Raw genomic sequence first — 21,521 nt, forward strand, 5'->3', positions numbered from 1 at the left:
GTCTCTACTAAGGTGGAGATATCCCCGTAGACGACCGGCGCACACCAGCGCCCGGAACCTCTACACGAACGTCCTGAGGAGGACCCAGTGGCTAAGGCCAAGTTCGAGCGCACCAAGCCGCACGTGAACATCGGAACGATCGGTCACGTCGACCACGGCAAGACCACGCTCACCGCCGCAATCTCGAAGGTGCTCGCCGACACGTACCCGTCGGCCACCAACGTGCAGCGCGACTTCGCGTCGATCGACTCGGCTCCCGAGGAGCGTCAGCGCGGTATCACGATCAACATCTCGCACGTCGAGTACGAGACCCCGAAGCGTCACTACGCCCACGTCGACGCCCCGGGTCACGCCGACTACATCAAGAACATGATCACCGGTGCCGCTCAGATGGACGGCGCGATCCTCGTGGTCGCCGCCACCGACGGCCCGATGGCTCAGACGCGTGAGCACGTGCTGCTCGCCAAGCAGGTCGGCGTGCCCTACCTGCTCGTCGCGCTGAACAAGTCGGACATGGTCGACGACGAGGAGATCCTGGAGCTCGTCGAGCTCGAGGTTCGCGAGCTCCTCTCGTCGCAGGACTTCGACGGTGACAACGCTCCGGTCGTCCGCGTCTCGGGCCTCAAGGCTCTCGAGGGCGACGCCGAGTGGACCGCGAAGATCCTCGAGCTCATGGAGGCGGTCGACGAGTCGATCCCCGACCCGGTGCGTGACAAGGACAAGCCGTTCCTCATGCCCATCGAGGACGTCTTCACCATCACCGGCCGTGGCACGGTCGTCACGGGCCGCGCCGAGCGTGGCACGCTGGCCATCAACTCCGAGGTCGAGATCGTGGGTCTGCGCCCGACGCAGAAGACGATCGTCACCGGTATCGAGATGTTCCACAAGCAGCTCGACGAGGCCTGGGCCGGCGAGAACTGCGGTCTGCTCCTGCGCGGCACCAAGCGTGACGACGTCGAGCGCGGCCAGGTCGTCGTGAAGCCCGGTTCGGTCACCCCGCACACCAACTTCGAGGGCACGGCGTACATCCTGTCCAAGGAGGAGGGCGGCCGTCACAACCCGTTCTTCACGAACTACCGTCCGCAGTTCTACTTCCGCACCACCGACGTCACCGGCGTCATCACGCTGCCCGAGGGCACCGAGATGGTCATGCCCGGCGACACCACCGACATGACGGTCGAGCTGATCCAGCCGATCGCCATGGAGGAGGGCCTCGGCTACGCCATCCGTGAGGGTGGCCGCACCGTCGGCGCCGGCACGGTCACGAAGATCCTCAAGTAAGGTTCTTCGGCGCAACTGCTGCGAGAAGCCCCCGGGAGTGATCCCGGGGGCTTCTCCGCGTCTGCGGGGCGTCTGAGATGCGCACGCGACTGATCGTGCGCAAAGGGGTTCCGTCGCAGCATCCGTCCCGACAGGATGGGTCTGGGCGCCTCGCCGGGGGGTGCGCGAAGGAGTGAGCATGGGCGGTTTCGACGACCTCGTCAACCAGGGCAAGGGCCTGTACGAGCAGAACAAGGACAAGATCGGCGAGTTCCTCAAGTCCGAACAGGCCGAGGACATCAGCGACAAGGTGCTCGACGGCGCCTCAGGTCTCGCCAAGAAGGTCGTGCCGGAGGAGCACCACGACACGGTCGACGACGTCCGCGGGAACGTCGACGGAGCAGTCGGCAACCAGTAGCGGAATCATCGAGAAGCGGCCCGGGGAGACCCGGGCCGCTTCGTGTTTCCTGAGGCGATCGTGATCGGCGCGCGAACATTGAGACTTGACGTCCCGCCCGAAGCGCCGATAGCTTGACCGTGGGCTACGTGCGTCCGGTGCGACTGGGGAGTTAACACCGGATGGGAACGCACACTTGGGGAGTCCGACCGGGAAATTCGGGGTCCCCTTGAGCTGACATCAGCGAGAAGGGGAAACCTTGATGTCTGGGCACTGGGGAATTGACGGTTCGGCACGCTCGGGAGTGCGGCGGAGGCTTCGGGAGGCGCGTGAGCGCGACCGCAAGCTGACGATGAGGCACCGGTGGTACGCCGGTGGCATCGCGACGCTGCTGTCGGGCGCGCTGATCTTCACGGGGGTCACTCCGGCGATCGCGGAGGTCGTTCCGACGCCCACGCCGTCGACCGAGGCGACGACTCCTCCGGAGGAATCGACTCCTCCTGCCGAGGAGACGCCGGCTGAGCCGGCACCGTCCGACCCGGCGCCCGCCCCGGCCGAACCCGCGCCCGCGGAGCCCGCTCCGGCGCCGTCGGAGGAGTCGACCGAGCCGCCGGCGGATGAGACGCAGAGCGACGAGTCGAAGACCGACCAGTCGCAGTCGCGCGTGGCGCCGTCGACCGAGGACGCCGGCGTCGGCGTCCTCTCGGTGCCTGAGCCGGGTGCCGGCCAGGCCGTGATCACGGTGAAGGTCGGATCCGACCGCACCGGGATCACCGGCGTGACGAACCTCATGGGCGTCGTGCTGCTGCTCAACACGGGGGTGAACTCGCCGAGCGGGACCCGTCCCGACGGCGTCGCCGGCACGGCTGACGGATGGGCCAAGTGCACCTCCGACGCCGACGGCGACTGTTCGTTCGTCGTGCCCAACACGGGCAACAACGGCGCGAACCGCGACGCCCGCTACTGGGTCGTCCAGTCGAGCGTCCCGTCCGGCTACTACATGAACCCCGTGCTTCGCGTCGGCGGAGCGAGTGGCGCCGGTTCGCAGTTGACCTACCAGTTCCGCACCGGCTCGCTGCTGCGCGCGGGCAACACCTACTCGTCGCAGAACGCGAACGACTTCATGCTGGCTTCCGGCGACGCGGACAACGCATCGGGCGGCATCTGGCAGCAGTCGCGCAACAACCCCACGCTCGCCCCGGCGTGTGGTCTGGACGTCGCGCTGATCCTCGACATCTCGGGCTCGGTCGGCGACGCGCTCCCGAACCTCAAGCAGGCTGCCAACACCTTCGTCGACGCGCTGCAGGGAACGCCGTCGCGCATGTCGCTGTTCTCGTTCTCGTGGCAGACGCCGGGTGCCGGTGCCTCGCAGAATTACCCCGACCTCGTGTCGGTCTCGACTGCCGGCCAGGGGACGACCTTCAAGAACCGGTACTCGGGCTGGACGTCGTCCGGCGGCACGAACTGGGACCGCGGCCTCGGCATCGCGGCCTCGTCGAACACCGGCGCCAACAAGTTCGATGTCGCAGTGATCATCACCGACGGCAACCCGACCACCTACAACCAGCCGTATCAGGGCAGCGGCAGCGACAACCGCTTCCGTGAGACCGAGAACGGCGTCTTCTCGGCCAACGCGCTCAAGGCCGCAGGCACCCGCGTCCTTGCGTTCGGCGTCGGCGCCGGTGCGACGGGCGCGAACAACGCGCTGAACATCCGCGCCATCTCCGGCCCGACCGCGTACACCGGCAGCAACGGCGCCGTCGCGGACTACTACCAGACGGCCGATTACAGCGCCGTCGGCGCGGCGCTCCGCAACCTCGCGCTCGGCAACTGCCAGGGCAACCTCACGGTCACCAAGCAGATCGTTCCGAACACCGCTCCGGCGGGCTCGATCGCGGGCGCCACTCCCGCGGGCGCCGGCTGGCAGTTCGCCGGTGTCTCGAACACCGCGGGTGTGACCACGCCCACGGCGAACCGCACCACGACCGCCGACGGCACCGGCACCGTGACCTACCCGCTGAACTTCGGCGGTGGGATCACGCAGGGCAACATCACGGTCACAGAGACGCAGCAGACCGGCTTCACCCTGACCCAGGTGAACGGGGCGAACGCCGTCTGCAAGAACCTCAACACGAACGCAGCCGTGGCGGTGACCAACCAGGGCGCGCTGGGCTTCTCTGTGAACGTGCCCAGCACGGAGGCTGTCAACTGCATCGTCTACAACCGGGCACCGAGCCCCGAGGCCGACATCACGGTCACAAAGAAGTGGGTCGTCAACGGCACCGCATACGCGAACGGCGCGCAGCCCGGTGGGCTGACCTCGCAGCTGAGCCTCACGGGTCCCGGCAACGCCACCGCCACCCCGCAGGGCTGGGGAGTCACCCGCGGCGGCTACACGCAGGGCAACTCGACGACCCTCACCGAGACGGTCGGGCTGATCGATCCGCAGCTGTGCACCAACGACGCCCGCGTGACCGAGGTCAACGGCGCGTCGATGAACACCGCGTTGGGCTCGGGCTATCAGGTCGCGCTGAGCCAGGAGCACAACACCGCGACGATCACCAACAACGTGACCTGCCGCAGCACGCTGACCCTCGTCAAGCAGGTGCAGGGCGGCAACGCTCAGGCGTCGTCGTGGACCCTCAACGCGCAGAGCACCGACGTCCCCGCGCCGATCGCCTTCGCGCCCGGCACCACCGGCGTCAAGCACGACGTCACGCCGGACGCCCGCTACCAGCTGTTCGAGACGAACGGCAGCCCGCTGTACGCGCAGACCGACAACCGCACGAACCTGCAGTCGAACCCGCTCTCGAGCGGTTCGGCCACCTGTATCCAGGTCGACGGCAACGGCAACCCGGTGCAGGGAAGCGGCTACTCGGACGGCATCAACGGCGGTGTCAACGTGCCGCTCGGCTACAACGTGCGATGCACGCTGGTGAACCAGACCGCTTCGCTGACGCTGCTCAAGCACGTCGTCAACGACAACGGCGGTTCGGCGGAGGCCGACGGCTGGAAGCTGACCGGAACGCCGGCGATCCTCGCCGGGCTGTCAGCGACCACGGTGGACGGTTCTGAGACGCCGGTCGCCGAAAGCACCTTCCAGGTGCGCCCGCGTCACACCTACACGCTGACCGAGTCGAGCGTGGCGGGCTACCAGTTCCAGAAGCTGCAGCAGCTGGTGAACGGGTCGTGGGTCGATGTCGTGGCCAGCGCCGACCCGAACGGGTACCCGCGCCAGAACGGCCAGGGCAACTGGATGGTCCAGGTCGCCGGCCTCGACACGCCGGTGTACCGCTTCGTCAACGACGACGTGGCGCCGAAGCTGACCCTCGTCAAGGAGGTCGTCAACAACAACGGCGGCACCGCGGCCAACACCGCATGGACACTCGAGGCGAACACCCCCGGTGGTCCGAGCCTCAGCGGCGTGACGGGCACTCCGGCGGTCTCGAACCAGAACGTCAAGGCCGGCGTCGTCTACACGCTCTCGGAGTCGGTGATCGCGGGCTACGACTGGACGACGCTCTCCTGCACGGGCTACGCGAACACCACCAAGGACAGCCCGACGCTGACCCTCAAGCCGGGCGACAACGTCACGTGTACCTTCACCAACGACGACAAGCCGGGCAAGCTCACGCTCGTCAAGGTCGTCGATGACAGCAACGGCGGCTCCGCTGTCGCGAGCGACTGGAACCAGAAGCTCACGGCCAAGCGCGGCCAGGACGCGACCCTGACGTTCAACCACAACGAGACGAAGGATGTCCCGGCGGGCGTCTACACGCTCAACGAGATCAACCAGATCACCGGCTACGAGTGGACGAACCTCGTCTGCTCGACCGGCGGCACCTCGCTGCAGGACAAGACGGTGACGGTCGCCAACGGCGCGAACGTGACCTGTACCTTCACCAACCGCGCGATCAAGCCGACGCTGAACCTCGTCAAGATCGTCGACAACAAGAACGGCGCCGGCTCAGCCACGCCCGACATGTGGACGCTCACCGCGGCGGCCGACGGCCAGCCGTCTGTGACGGGCCAGGGAACGGCATCCGGAGCGGTCATGCCCGGAGCGGAATATACCCTCTCCGAGAGCCAGAACGTCTCCGGCTACACCGCCGGCGACTGGAGCTGCTACATCACGGGCAGCGACCCGCGGGTGGCGTTCCCGGTCGACGACGACGTCGTGGTTCCGGTGGTCGGCAAGAACGTGACGTGTGAGATCACGAACACCGCGATCCCGGCCGAAGGCGGCATCGTCAAGAAGGTGCGCGCCGGCTCGCCGCAGCAGATCGCTGCCGGCCCAGACGCGGGCAAGTGGCAGATCGTGTACGACATCACCGTGACCAACCAGTCGCGCACGTCGACGCTCTTCTATTCGCTCACCGACGCGCTGCAGCTCGGCGCCGGCATCACGGCCTCGGCCGCGAGCTGGACCGGTCCGAACGGCACGAGCGGTGCCTTCACTCTGCCGGCCGGCACTGCGACGCTGGCGCCCAGCGGGTCGCTCGCACCGCAGACGAACGTGAACCAGCCGCTGGCGACCCACGTCTACACGGTGACGGTGATCGCCGATGTCGCGCCGAGCGCGGCAGGCGCGACCTCCTCGGTCTGCACTTCGACCGAGCCGAAGCGCGCGTTCCTCAACACCGCGACGCTGACGGTCGACGGCAAGCCGACGACGGTGCAGGACTGCGCCCAGCCGGTGTTCCCGACGATCGTCAAGGTGGGGACGAACCCGGCATCGCAGAACCCGGATGCCTCGTGGAACATCCAGTACACGGTCACGGTCGGCAACCCCAGCGCCACCACGGCGCTGCAGGCCACGCTGAGCGACGCGTTCCCCACGGCTCCGGCCGGCTGGACGCTCGACCCGAACAGCTGGACGGTCACCGCGGTCGGCAGTGCGCCGGCTCCCGCGGCATCGCCCTACGCACCCGGATCGGCGACGATCTGGACGGGCACGCTGCCCGCGAACACGAGCTACGCGTACACCGTGACGGGCAAGCTCGTGCCCTCGACGTCGGCGACCTCGATCGGCGACTGCGCGGCTGAAGCGGGCCTCAAGAACAAGGCGACCGTCACCTCAGGCCAGGTGGTGAAGGATGCCACGGGCTGTGTGTCGATCGTGCTCCCGCCGGTGACGGTCGTGAAGTCGAACGCAGGCGTCGTGACGCAGATCTCGCTCACCCAGTGGGAGATCCTGTACGACGTCACCGTGCAGAACTCGAGCCAGACGACGGCGACGGTCTACACCCTGACCGACACCCCGCAGCCGGGCGCGGGCTGGACTGCCGACCCCTCCAGCGGATGGGTTCCGACGGCTGACCAGCCGCCCGTGCCGGCACCGAACACGCCGATCGCGGCAGGCGCATCGCACACGTTCAAGTACCGCATGGTCGTGAACCGCAACGCGCAGGTCGAGAACCCCTCGCTGACGTGCGACCTCTCGAACGGCGGCGGCTTCTTCAACCGGGCGACGGTGACGTTCCCGGGCGGGACCGCGACCGACACCGGCTGCGCGACTCCGGGAACCCCGACCATCGTGAAGACCGGCAAGCCGGCGACCGCGAACGAGGACGGCACCTGGACGATTTCGTACGAGGTCGCGGTGTCGAACGCCAGCGGGAAGACGCTGTACTACTCGCTGACCGACACGCCGCCGGCCGCGCCGGCGGGCACTGCGCTCTCGAACTGGAAGGTGACGGGGCCGAACGCCTCGGCCGCATGGCCGACGCCGAACGTCATCGCGGCGCAGTCGATCGCGAATGGTGCGACGCACACGTTCACGATCACGGCGACGGTCACCATCACGGGAACGCTCAGCCCGGTGGCGAATGCCTGCGGTGAGGGCACCGCGACAGGTGTCGCGATCGTCAACACGGCGACGGTGACCAACGGCGTCAGCACCACGAACGACGACGGCTGCACCTCGGTCAACCCGCGGCCTGTCCAGATCGAGAAGTCGGACGGCGTCGTCTCGCAGGGTGTCGACGGCATCTGGGCGATCGAGTACGAGGTGACGGTGTCGAACCCGAACCCCCTCCCGAGCGTCTACACGCTGACCGACGCGCCGCAGTTCGACGCAACGAGCTTCGAGATCCTCACGCAGGGCTGGGAAGGCTCGCCGGACACCACCGACGTGCCGATCGCAGCGAATGCGACGGGAGCGGACGCCCACGTGTACACCTACGTGGTCACGGCCAAATCGAAGATCGATCCGGTTCCGCCCTCGGGCCTGCGCTGCACCGAGAACGGCGGTGGCTTCTTCAACGTGGCGACCGTCACGTTCCCGGGAGGCAGCGACAGTGACAGCGGTTGCGCGATCCCGGCGAAGCCGACGGTGCAGAAGACCGCGCTCGAGTCGGTCCAGAACACCGAGACCGGTAAGTGGACGCTCAGCTACGAGGTGTCGGTGACCAACGGCACCGGTGTCGACCTCTGGTACTCGATCACCGACACTCCTGACGTCCTGCCTGCGGGCGTGAGCGGCGGAGAGTGGGCGGCGACCGGGCCGGTGGCCACCGGCGGCGGTTCGGGAACGCTGAACCCGGCGTGGGATGGCGACGGAGTCGTGCAGTTCGCGACGGGACTGATCCCGACCGGTGCCACGCACACCTACACGGTGTCGCGCACGGTATCGGTCGCGGCATCCGTCGAAGACTCCGCCCTCGACTGCGAGAACGAAGGCGGCGGCATCTGGAACTCGTCGACCGTGACCAACGGCGTCGGCGGGAACACCAGTGAGGACTGCGCGCAGATCGATCGCCCGACGGTCGAGATCGCCAAGACGGTGACCGGCACGAAGCAGCTCGAGGACGGAACGTGGGAGATCACGTACGACGTCGTCGTCACGAACTCCTCGACCACGCTGGCGGCCGTGTACAGCCTCGACGACACCCTCGAGTTCGGTGGCGACATCGAGATCGTGGATGCCTCGTGGACCGGTCCTACCGGAGCCGGCGACTTCGCCGATCCGGCCTGGAGTGCCACTCTTGCGACCGACCAGGTGCTTGCGCCGAAGGCCGACGCGGCCGGTGTCGACACCTACACGGTGACGGCGCACGCGAACGTCGACGCGGAAGCGTGGGGCGGCGACACCCTCGTCTGCAAGGACGACGAGGGCCCGTCGGCCGGCGGCTTCCTCAATGTGGCGACCGTCACGGTGAACGGCGAGGCGATCCCCGCCGACGACTGCTCCGAGCCGAAGCTGCCCACGTTCCAGAAGATCGGGGTCTCGGCCGCACAGGACGAGGACGACGCCTCGAGGTGGCTCGTGACATACGAACTCCGGGTCACCGGCAGCGGTTATGACACGTTCTACTCGCTGTCCGACACGCCGGAGTTCGCTCCCGGGATCGACGTGATCTCGGGTGTGGCGCAGCGCACCGACACCGACCCGGTGGGCGACCCCATCCCGGTGACGGCGGGCACGGACTTCGTGACCGACGCACCGCTGGGCGCGACGGACGAGCCCCACGTGTACACGATCGCGTGGCTCGTCGACATCTCCGACACGTTCGACCCCGATCTCGCAGCCTGCGCGGGCGAGGGCACCGGATTCTTCAACACCGCGGTGCTGTCGATCGGTGAGATCGAGATCCCCGGGGAGGACTGCATCCCGGTGGAGGAGCGCGTCTACCCGGTGCCGACGAAGACCGTGACGTCGACGACCCAGGACCCCGAGACGGGTGACTGGACCATCGTCTACGAGATCGACGTCACGCTGGCCGGTGAAGGTCCGCAGAACCCGAAGGGCTTGTCGGCCGAGTACGACCTCACCGACACCCTCGACTTCGGCGGCGACATCAACATCGGCAGCGCCGAGTGGGAGTTCGACGGCACGTCGCACGACTTCGCGGGACCCGATTCGACCGAGACGCTCGCGAACGACCGGACGATCGACGCAGGTGAGACCCACACCTACACGGTGACGGTCGTGGCCTCGGTGACAAAGGAGGCGATCGACGGTCGCACCACCGACTGCATCAGCGGGGAGGGCCCGGAGGCCGGCGGCTTCCTCAACACCGCGCTGCTGACGTCGGGTGGCTCCGAGACGCCGGTGGACGCCTGCTCCGAGCCGGTCTTCCCGACGATCGAGAAGCACGGCGGCCAGACGACCGACAACGGTGACGGGACGTGGGACATCGAGTACATCGTCACGGTGAGCTACCCGGTGTCCGACTCCGACCCGCTGCCCGAATCGGTGGCCTATGACCTGACGGACGCCCCGGCGCTGCCGGCGGGTGTCGAGCTCGACGGTGACTGGCACGCCGAGGCGTGGACCGACGTCACCCCCGACCCGACCAACCCGACGTGGAACGGCTCAGGCACGTGGACGGTCGTGGACGACGGCGAGCTCACTCCCGAGAACAAGGTGCACACGTACCGGGTGTTCGCGACGGTCGAGGTCGCGGAGCCGCCGGCGGGCGCGCCGCAGGCGTGCCGCGACACCGAGTCCAGCGGCATCCTGATCCCGAACGTCGGTACGGTCACGTCGGGCGAGTACGTCAAGTCCGACGACGGCTGCCAGGTCGTGCACTACGACGACGTCAAGATCGAGAAGACCGCCTCGAACCTGCCCGAGGAGGGCAGTGTCGAGCCGGGTGACATCTTCACCTACGAGCTCACGGTGACGAACCTGGGCACGCGAGTCGCGAAGAACGTCGTCGTGACGGACCCGATCCCGGACCGTCTCGAAGTCACCGGCATCGAGCTGCCTGCGGGCTGGGTCAACGACAACTCGCCCAGCCTGGTCGATGAGAACGGTGAGCTCAGTGTGAGCACTCCGACTCTCGCGGTCGGGGCATCGGCGACGATCAAGGTGAACGTCACGTTCACCGAGGTCGAGGGGGATGTGATCGACGTCGGCACCGGCGAGCCGCCGGCAACGCCGGCGGCGATCGAGGAGTTCGTCAACACGGCGTGTGTCGAGGCCGACATCGACGCTGTCGAGTCGAACAACTGCGACACGAACGAGATCCCGGTCCGCGACATCTCCGTGATCGTCTACACCAAGTGCGTGGGCGACGCCCCGTTCCTCGGGTGGTCGGTCTCGAAGTCGCAGACGCTGCTCGCCGAACCGATCGACTTCTTCTGGGAGCCGGTCAACCCCGACGTCAAGCCGACCACGACGCCTGCGAACGTCACTCTCTCCCAGCCGGGCGGGACCCTGACGTGGGCTGACGAGATCTCGTGGCCCGGTGCGGCATTCACGCCGTCCGGCATCTCGATCGACTACCCCGGATGGCGCGCCATCGAGGTGACCGACATCGTGCCGGGCTCAAACCCCACGCAGTACTACCTGCCGGGAACGAGCAACGTCATGACGCCGGCGCAGCAGGCCGAGTTCATCTTCAACGGCCTGATCCTCGACCCGAGCGAGCTCGACTTCGCCTGGCGCGGCAACACCGAGGTCACGCTCTCGGTCAACCCGAGCGAGACGTTCTCGACCTCGTACCCGCCGGCGACGCCCGAGTGCTTCGTCGCACGCCACACCGAGGTGCAGATCGAGAAGACGGCGAGCGTCGAGAAGACCGAGCCGGGCAAGTCGTTCAGCTACACGCTCGACGTGGCGAACGTGAGTGACGACGCCGCGGCCGAGGGTGTGGTCGTGACCGACCAGATCCCGGCCGACATCAAGATCACCGAGGTGAACTGGACCGGCAAGGGCGACGCCGACACGTTCCCGAACTGGCAGTCCTGCGAGGTGACGGGTCAGAACGGCTCCGGCTACGGCGGCACGCTCACGTGCGTGCTGTTCGGACCCCTGCAGCCGATCAACTCCGACAACGGCGGTACATCGGTCGCTCCGCGGATCACGCTCTCGGCGACGGTGAACCCGGCGTCGAAGGCGAACACGATCAACAACATCGCGGTGGTGGACTACCACACGTTCGGCGACCCGGATGACCCGGGCCGCGATTCGGACGACGCCACCGTGCTGCTGTCGTCGCTGCCGGCGACGGGTGGAAGCCCGATGCTGCCGATCATCCTGCTCGGCCTGGTCGTGATGCTCACGGGCGCTGCCGTGGTCGCGGTCTCGCGCCGCCGACGCGGAGAGGTCAAGCCGACGCTGTGATCCCTGGAGAGGGCGGGCATCCCCCAAGGGCCCGTCCTCTCCAGCCGCCCGGCATCCGTTTTCAACGCGTTACTTGACGCGCACGGATGCCGGGCATACCTTTGCCAGCGGGAACACGTTTCGGCTCGTGTTTGGGGAGATAGCCGAACCTCGGGGATTTGGGATCCCTGGGTTCTGGGGTTCATCAACTCACAGCGAGTCGTGACGTGCTGGGAGGGGCCTCTACTTGGGGCACCCTGTGTCGTTTCGACCAAGGGTGAAGTTGATGTTCAGTCGTACTTTCGTGCGCGCCTCGAAGTCTGAGGGTCCGCGCCGCCGCATGCGTCAGGAGCGGACTGAGGAGCGTCGAATCGCGCTCCAGAACCGCTGGTACGTGGGGGGCCTCGCCGCGATCGTGGCGAGTTCTCTTGTGTTCTCGGGGATGTCCCCGGCATCGGCGGAGGAGGTGACCACCCCCGACCCCGCCGCCACCACAGAGGCGACGACGACAGACACGACATCGACGGATGCTGCGCCCCCGCCGCCTGCGGAGGAACCGGCCGCGGAGGAGCCCGCGGTCGAAGAGCCCGTCGCGGCAGCACCCGAAGCCACGGTGCCTGAGGAGACAGCGCCCGAAGGCGACGCTCCGTTCGCCGCGCTCGCTGCACCCCTCGCCGAGCCCGATGCCGCACCTTTGGCGCTGGTTGCTTGTGATGGCTGGCCGGCCGCGGGGTCGCCTGTCGCTGGTTTCGAGATCGACGGCAACCTGTGCCTCGACGGCGACGGAACCCTGGATTGGTCGAACGTCGGCGGTCAGCCGGTGGCAAGCGACGGGTTCGACGATCCCGAGCAGTTCGACCAGGGTGCGTCTGAGGCGAACTGGCCCTGGAGTGCCGCGCAGACGATGCTGAACAGCGGATCGGGCTCATCGAAGACGGACATAGGCAACGTGTACGCGTACACGCAGACCGTGGGCGGGCACGTGTACGCATACCTCGGCTTCGAGCGCGAGACGAACGAGGGCTCGGTGGCCTACCACGTGGAGCTGAACCAGGAAGACAACGACTTCGGGCCGGTGACGACCCGAACAGCCGGGGATCTCCGCCTGACGATCGTGCAGAACGGCAACGCAACCCTCTCTCTCGTGGGCGCGGACATCTGGGACGGCGACAGCTGGGAGTCCCTGGGTTCACTCGCAGGCTTCGTCGGTCAGGTCAATCAGGGCCCGATCAACCGCCTCACGGGCGCGGAGGAACTCGAGGCCGGCATCTTCGCCGAAGCCGCGATCGATCTGACCGCCCTGCTCGGCGAGGAGGACTGCAGCGGCAACTTCGGCGTGCTGAACGTGCGTTCTAGCCAGTCGCCCTCCGAGACGTCGTCGCTCGCTGACTGGATCGACCCGGTCGCGATCAACATTCCGTCCACCTGTGCCACGCTCACGATCCTCAAGACCGATACCGACGGCAACCCGCTGGCCGGTGCTGAGTTCACCGTCTCGCCCGACCCGACCGACGGCGTGGGCACCTTCACCGGCACCACCAATGCCGACGGCGAGATCGTTATCGAGGGCATCGAGCCCGGGCAGTACACGGTCGCCGAGACTGGGGCGCCCCCCGGGTACCTCCTGCCGACTTCGAACAATCCGCGGGTTGTGACGCTCGGCGAGGCGGAGTCCGAGACGGTGACCTTCGCCAACGAGCTCGGCAGTGTCTCCTGGGAGAAGCGCAGCGCCGCTGCGGACAACCCGCTCCTGAGTGGGGCGACCTTCAAGATCACCGCCACAGGAGGTGACGCTGCGCAGGATCCGTGGAACCTCGACGACGCGCCGATCACGGTGACCGACAATGCGGGGCGCGACACGAATCTCGCGAACGGCCAGATCACCGTCGAAGGGCTCCCCACCGGAACCTACTCGGTGGTCGAAAGTGCGGCACCGCAGGGCTACGTGCTCGACCCGACGGCCCGGACGTTCGAGATCAAGGACGGCGCGGCCGACCCGACCATCACGAGCGCTTTCATCAACATCCCGTTCGCAACGGTCACCTTGACCAAGGACTGGGTGAACTCGTTCGATGGCGACACGGCGCAGCTGTTCATCAAGGGCGCGGCCCAGAACAGCGCCACGTCGACGGCGCCGACGGATGGTCCCGTCGTCTCTGTGAGTGTTGCACCGGGGTCGAAGCTGGACCTCTCGGAGGTGCTGGGCGCGCAGAACCGCGGCCTCTACGGCTCGGTTCTCACCTGCGTCGGCGCCACCATCACCGACAAGACCGACCTGAGCGGTTCGGTAACCGTGCCGCAGTACCCCGCGTCCGCGGCGGGAGTGCAGTGCACGTTCACGAACACCGCGAAGACACGCGAGGTGAAGCTGCAGAAGCAGTGGGTCGACGCCTTCCAGGGCGACTCGGCGCAGCTGTCGCTGACCGGTGACGCGGATGGTGCGAAGAGCACCGCGACCGGCGCCGCCGGATCGCAGCTCGACGGCGTGAACGTCGCGACGGCCACGGTACGCGTCGGGGAGACGGTGCAGTTCGGCGAGGCCCTCACCACGCCGAGCAACGGGCAGTACTCCACCACGTTCTCGTGCACGCCGACCGTGAGTGTCACGCCGGGCGCGACGGTGTACGCCTACACCCTCGACCGCATGCCCGACCAGAACGTGGTCTGCACCTTCAAGAACGAGACGGCCAAGGCGACGGTCACCCTCAAGAAGAACTGGGTGAACGCATTCGAGGGCGACATCGCCAAGCTGAAGATCGACGGCGCGAAGACGTCGACAGCAGATGCGGTGGCCCCTGAGGGCGACGGCACCTCGTCGCAATTCGCGCAGGTCGTGGTCCGCATCGGCGACAAGCTCACCCTCTCGGAGGAGCTGCCGACGTCGAACGACGGCCGCTACACCGCCACCTGGGACTGCGCGCACGACACGCAGATCACCGTGACCGGCAACATGGTCTGCACCGTGACCAACACGGCGAAGACCATCGATGTCGCTGTCAACAAGGTGTGGAAGGACGCCTTCGCGGGCGACACCGCATCTCTTTCGATCAACGGGCAGGCTGCGACCGCGACGGCTGATGGAACCGCAACGCAGACGATTCCGAACGTCGTCGTCAAGACCGTCCGCGTCGGCGAGGCGGTGACGGTGAAGGAGACCCTCGGTCAGAACAAGGGGACGTACGACACCACAGCCGGCTGCACGACCGTCGAAGAGCAGCTCTCCGTCGACCAGCGCACGGCGACGTTCACGGCCGCGGAGGGACCGAACGTGTCGTGCACCTTCACGAACACGGCTCGCAAGCACGACGTCACGCTGAAGAAGGCGTGGGTCGACGCGATCACCGGGGACAAGGCCGATCTGACGATCGCCGCCGGCCAGGGTGGCAAGCTCTACGGCGGCACGCCGACGAACACGTCGACGGTGACCGCGCAGTCCGGCCCCACGTTCACCGACAACGGGCACACCGCCACCACGCAGGTTCGCGTCGGTGACGCTGTGACGCTCTCCGAATCGGTGACCGGAGTCGGCTCCTACTCGACGGCGTACGAGTGCACGACGGGCGCGACGGGGGCGGTGCAGTCCTTCGGTCTCACCGTTCCGGACGCCAACGTGGTCTGCACGTTCACGAACACCGCCGGCCGGGCGGTCGTCACGCTGAAGAAGAACTGGGTCGGCGCCTTCGAGGGCGATGAAGCGCACCTCTCGATCACGGGAGCTGCGACGGACTCCGACACCTCGGTCGCCTCTGGCACCGACGGGATCGACGACACGTACTCGCAGGTGAGCGTCCGTCTCGGCGAGAAGGTCACCCTCAAGGAGACCATCACCGATGCCGACAACCAGGGACGCTACGACTCGACCTGGTCGTGCGACAACCAGACGAGCGGCAACGGCCGGACGGTCGGTGAGATCACCGTCACCGGTGACGTGGTCTGCACGATCACGAACACCGCGAAGAAGATCGACATCACCGTCGCCAAGCAGTGGAGCAACGCGTTCGTAGGCGACTCGGCGAAGCTGTCGATCGGGGTCACCGAGGGTGTCTCGTCTGCCGCGACGCCTAACGAGCTCGACGCGAACGTCGTGACCAAGACGGTGCGGGTCGGCGAGGCCGTCCACATCGCCGAGGTGATCGACGATGCGGTGAACACCGGCCGGTACGCCAGCACCTACGCCTGTGAGGGCGTGGATGCCGCCGGCACGGGGCGCGCGCTCGACTTCGTGGCGCCGGGCGCCAACGTGGTCTGCACCTTCACCAACACCGCCATCAAGGTCCCCGTCGTGCTGAGCAAGCGGTGGATCGACGCACTCCCGGGCGACAGCGCCACGCTGTCGATCACGCCTGAGAGCGGGCCGCTCCTCGACGCGGTGTCGAGCTACCTGCAGGCGTCGCCGAAGGACTTCGACGACACGACGCACTTCGTGAAGGCTGACGTCCGCATCGGCGCCGTCATCCCGATGAAGGAGGTCGTGACAGGGGCCGGGGTGTACGCGTCGACCTCGGTCTGCACCGGCGGTGAGAAGACGCCGGTCGGCACCGACGGCCGGGCGTTTACTCTCAAGGTGACCGGTGATGGCATCTGGTGCCGCTTCGTGAACCAGTCGCAGACGGCGACCGTGCACCTGCTCAAGACGTGGGTGAACGGCCAGGCGGGCGACACCGCGAAGCTCGACATCACCGCACAGACGAGCGACACCGCCACGTCCACGTCGAACGGCTCGGTGGGTTCGTTCACCGACGTCGAGAACGAGGCAACGGCGGAGGGACTCATCGGCGCCCAGGTGACGGTGAAGGAGACGGTGAGCGTGCTCAAGGGTGCGGCATCCGACTACACCAGCACGCTGGTCTGCACGACGGCCGATGAAGAGGTCGTGCTTGCTGCGGACGCGCGCAGCGGTTCGTTCACTATGCCGAACGAGCCCGTCTGGTGCGAGTTCACCAACACCGCCGAGCGACCGACGATCACACTGCTGAAGGTGGTGTCGCCGGCGGTGGTCGCAGACACCAACTGGAAGCTCAGCGCGACGCCGACGGTCGGAGCGAACCCGACGGTGACCAGTGCCGGCGGCGATGTGCCGAAGACGCTCGTCACGGCGGACGTTCCGTTCGGGCTCTCGGAGGCAGTGGTCGGCCAAGTGCCCGGGCTGAACGAGTTCAGCGCCGGTCTGTGGTCGTGCACCTCTGACAAGGCCGGGGCGGTGACCCTGAGCAACAGCTCGCCGGGTGTCGCCGGTCTGCGAGGCCTGGACAAGGGCGAGGACGTGGTCTGCACGATCGTCAACTCGCACGTCGACCAGGGCTTTGAGTTCGACAAGACGGCGGTGAGCTCGGTGCAGCGCCCCGATGGCACGTGGGACGTGACCTACAAGATCACCGTGCACAACAACAGCGTGGTGGTGCCCATCGAGTACGACCTCACCGACACGCTGGACGAGCCGGCTGACGGTGTCCGCTACCTGGATGCCTCGTGGACCGGTCCGACCGAGGGGGAGTTCGATCTCGAGGAGAGCTTGACGGCCGACCTCGCGACCGGTGCGGAGCTGCCGCCGTACGCCGAGAGCGACAGCGACGCGGTCTACACCGTGGTCGTGCACGTCGTGATCGACAAGGCGCCCACGACCGCGGACAGCTGCCCTGAGGATGACGGCATCGGAATCGTGAACTCGGCGACGGTCACCGTCGGCGAGGACTCCGACACCGACGCGGATTGTGGCACGATCCACGTCGACGACGTCGGCATCGTCAAGGCGGCGAGCTCCGAGTCTGTCGAGCCGGGAGTTCCGTTCGACTACATCCTCGAAGTGACGAACCACGGCACCCGCACGGCGACTGACGTCCACGTCCGTGACGCGGACTTCAACGCCCGCCTGGACATCCAGTCGGTCTCGCTGCCTGAGGGTGTCGACTGGGGTCTCGAACCGGGCTGGACCGAGAATGCCGGCGAGCAGGAGAACGACGTCCTCGACCTCGAGATCGCGTCGATCGCCGTCGGCGAGACGGTGGAGGTCACGATCACGGTCGTGCTGAACCCGCAGCCGGCGGTCTCGTCGAGCGATCCGGGCGCACCGGTGCCGACGGCACCCGAGCCGCTCGACGAGCTCGAGAACGAGGCATGTGTCGACACCGCGGCCGACCAGATCGAGGGCCCGTTCGACGGCGGCGAGTTCGCCCCGAACTGCGATGACCTCACCATCGAGGTGCGGGAGATGACGGGCGTGGTCTACACCGCGTGCGTCAGCGACACGGCTCAGCTCGTGTACGACATCCGCGTCTCGTCCGCGCTGGCGCAGCTCCCGGTGAGCGGCGAGTGGGTCACGGCTGAGGATCCGCAGGACCCCAGCCACCGTGTGTCCATCGACGAGTTCTTCTCGAACCCTGCCGGTGTCACCGGAACGGTGCAGTGGCCGGGCAGCCAGTTCGTCGGCAACCCGCCGGTCGCGGTGGACTACCCGGGTTGGCGCGCTCTGGAGGCGTCGGATTACGGACCCAACGGCGGCTACATCAACCCCGAGGACGGGTTGGAGTATGCACCGGAGGACGCGGGGTTCTTCGTCTTCAACGGTCTGATCCTCGACCCGAGCGAGCTCGACTTCGCCTGGCGTGGTCAGAGTACGGTCACCTTCTCGGTCAACCCGACGATCGCCTTCGACATCGAGTACCCGGAGTCGACGGCCGCCTGCGAGCAGGCTCGTCAGTCCGACGTCCAGATCGAGAAGACGGCGAGCGTGGAGAAGACGGATCCGGGGGCCTCGTTCACCTACAGCCTGGCCGTGGAGAACAAGAGTGCCGACTCCGCCGCCGACGCCGTGGTCGTCACTGACGCCATTCCCGCCGACATCAAGATCACGAACGTGACCTGGACCGGCAAGGGTGACGACACGGTGTTCCCGAACTGGACCTCCTGCGAGGTCACGGGCCAGAACAGCGCCGGCTACGGCGGAATGCTGACCTGTGAGCTGTTCGGACCGCTGCAGCCCCAGGGCGCGACGGAAGGAGCCACCGCGGCTCCGACCATCACCCTGGCCGCGACGGTGAACCCAGGGTCGAAGGCCAGCTCGATCACCAACGTGGCGGTCGTCGACTACCACACCTTCGGAAACCCGGATGACAAGGGTCGAGACTCGGACGACGCCATCGTCCTGCTCTCGGCGCTGCCGGCGACCGGTGGCGAGCTGCCGCCGCTCCTGGTGCTCCTCGGCCTGCTCGCTCTGCTCGGAGGCACGACGATGCTGATCGTCACCCGCCGCCGGCGCGGAGAGGTCAAGGCCACCATCTGACCGACCGTGTGAGAGAGGGGGACCGCCCCAAGGCCCGCTCTCTCACCCGATTCCGGCCCGCCTCTTCGTGCCGGACGAACGAGCCCCTCGCACCCCAAAGGCGAGGGGCTCGTTCGTGCGTCGGCACAAGAGAGAGGACGGATGCCTCGGCCCGCAGCATCCCTTCGCGCGTCGATTTCGCTCATCGGGGCGTGCCGCGATAGCCTGCACGAACGGGCGGTCATCCGCCTGTCCCGCGGCCTTCGGGAAGGTCGCGGAAACCGGATCCCCCTCGGCCCGAACCGGGTGAGGGTCTGACGCTCGTTCCCCCGACGGGTGAATGGTGCGCCCCCGCGCATCGAAGGAACGCGGTACCCCCGTACCGCGGAAGTACCGACGTGCCCCCGCACGTCGCTGGGATGTACGGCGCGCTTCGGCGCGTCGCTGGGAAGTACGGCGCGCTCCGGCGTGCCGCTGGGATGAACGGCGCGCCTCGGCGCGCCGCTGGGACGGCGCCTCGGCGCCGAATAGGGGAGGAACGCTGTGCCTGCATTGCGCAAGCGAACATGGAAAGCACTCGCTGGGGCGCTGGTCGCCGCCGCACTCGTGGTGGCGCCTCTGGTGACCGCCGGCGCGACGGCGACCGAGCCGGTGCTCAAGGGCGAGGTCGGAAAGCTGGAGCCGTGGAGCTCCGAGACGAACCACACGGACTACTGGGCCAAGCTTTATGCCGACCACGGCGCGGTGTGCTACTCGGCCAAGGGGAGCACGAGCCACGGGAAGATCACCGACGGCGGCAAGACCGTCACACTGAACGCCTACGGCAAGGACTGGTACGGCGATCACTGGGAGCTGCTCGTCATCAAGGGCGGATCCGACTACAACAACGTGATCGTGCACCCGAAGGCGGGGGTCGCGTACGCGTCGCCGCCCAACAAGAACAACCAGGCGGACGTGTCCCACTGGATCGTCTGCAAGGGCAAGACGCCCGACACCCCGCAGCCTGAGGCGCCGTCGCAGGATCTCACTTGCACCGCGATCGTCGTCGACTACCACCGGGCGCTGAAGAACGGCGACCACATCAACATCAGCTACGCGAAGGCCAAGCAGGTCAACGCCTACGTGGACCAGAACATCCAGGGTGGCTGGAACACGCTGGGCCTGCGCTTCTCCGACGGATCGACGCGGCCACTCACTAAGGCCGAGGTGAAGTCGGGTGTCATCAACTGGAAGTACTCGGCGCTGATCCCGACCGACGCGTACACGATCTCCTTCGTCCAGACGAACGAGACGGACACGTGGCCCGACCTTGAGTGCGGCGAAGAGGACGCGCCCCCGGCGGTCGTGACCCCCTCGCTGTCGTACACCGCGCCGACGTGCGCGGCCGATGGCTCGGTCACCCCGAGCGACGACGCGAACTGGACCTCCACGAAGAACGAGGACGGCTCGACGACCTGGACCGCTGCCCCCAAGGACCGCACTGTCTTCACCGAGGGCGCTCAGATCACGTGGAAGGTGCCGAGTCTGACGAAGCTCTCACCCACCAGCGAGGATTGCCGACCGGGTCAGCCTGACCCGGTGAAGACGATCACCCCGGCGTCGACCTACGACTGCACCAGCACCTCGGTCAGCACGACCACCACCACGACGATCACCCCCTTCGCCTGGAACGGCGAGAAGTGGGTGCTCGGCACGCCCGAGACCACGACCAAGGACGAGAAGCGCCCGATGACGGCGGCGGAGAAGAAGGAATGCCCTCTGCCCGTCGAGGACCCGAAGCACTCCGAGTGGAAGGACGGCGACTGGGTGTGCGGAGACACGACCGTCACGCAGACGCGCGAGAAGACCACGACGACCTACGCCTACAACGACGAGGGGACCGCGGTGCCCACCGTCACCAAGACGGAGGAGACCCAGACCCGTGACCTCACCAGCGAGGAGATCGGCGAGGCCTGCGACCTGGTTCCCGGTGAGATCGAGTCGGTGTGTGTCGGCGATGTTCCGTTCCTCGGCTACGAGGTCTCGTTGCCCGAGGGCTTCGAGACCGAGGACGGCAACCCCGTCACCATCACCTTCGTGAACCCGACCGAGGGCGGCGAGAACTTCGTGGCCGACAACCAGCCTCTCAGCGGCACGCTGCTGTGGCCCGGTGCCTCGAACGTCGCGCCGAAGATGTGGCCCGGCTGGGAGCTCGTGAACGGTGAGTACGTCAAGACGGACGGCAACTACGACTGGACCCGCAAGGGTGTGACGGTGCGCTTCGAGGTGAACCCGTCGTACTCGACCGAGGTCTTCTACCCGGAGGCCTCTGCGGTCTGCGCGAACCCGCCCGTCGGCGGTGGCGACGACCCGTCGACCCCGACCACCGGCACGCCGGCGTCGACCGACCCCGAGGCCCTCGCGGTCACGGGTGGCGGCATCAGCCCGATGTTCGCGGTCGCGGGTGGTGCCGTGCTCCTCGCCGGCATCGCGACGGTCGCCTTCGCGGCCTACCGCCGCCGCCAGGCGAGCGCGGAGTGACGCCTCAATAGATAGGCAGAGAGGGCGGTGGCGCC

Annotated in this window: 5 protein-coding genes; all 5 read left to right on the forward strand. The window is 67.5% G+C overall.

Annotation, left to right across the window (positions count from 1 at the left end):
* Positions 1-87 precede the first annotated feature (87 nt).
* The 5 genes from tuf (at position 88) to Q9R33_RS18615 (ending at position 21,486) form a co-directional block, all read left to right on the forward strand.
* Positions 88-1,281 (forward strand): elongation factor Tu, encoded by a 1,194-nt coding sequence (gene tuf / locus Q9R33_RS18595; RefSeq protein WP_056371402.1) that lies wholly within the window; start codon positions 88-90, stop codon positions 1,279-1,281.
* Positions 1,282-1,459: 178 nt separating this feature from the next.
* Positions 1,460-1,678 (forward strand): Rv0909 family putative TA system antitoxin, encoded by a 219-nt coding sequence (locus Q9R33_RS18600; RefSeq protein ID WP_056371400.1) that lies wholly within the window; start codon positions 1,460-1,462, stop codon positions 1,676-1,678.
* A gap of 331 nt (positions 1,679-2,009) precedes the next feature.
* Complete coding sequence (locus Q9R33_RS18605; protein ID WP_311294674.1) at positions 2,010-11,729, forward strand: LPXTG cell wall anchor domain-containing protein; 9,720 nt, start codon at positions 2,010-2,012, stop codon at positions 11,727-11,729.
* Positions 11,730-12,174: 445 nt separating this feature from the next.
* On the forward strand, positions 12,175-18,987 hold the full coding sequence (locus Q9R33_RS18610; protein ID WP_311294675.1) for a SpaA isopeptide-forming pilin-related protein: 6,813 nt from the start codon (positions 12,175-12,177) through the stop codon (positions 18,985-18,987).
* 522 nt (positions 18,988-19,509) lie between these two features.
* On the forward strand, positions 19,510-21,486 hold the full coding sequence (locus Q9R33_RS18615; protein ID WP_311294676.1) for a hypothetical protein: 1,977 nt from the start codon (positions 19,510-19,512) through the stop codon (positions 21,484-21,486).
* Positions 21,487-21,521 lie beyond the last annotated feature (35 nt).

This window comes from Microbacterium sp. PRC9, assembly GCF_031844125.1.
Classification (GTDB): Bacteria; Actinomycetota; Actinomycetes; order Actinomycetales; family Microbacteriaceae; genus Microbacterium.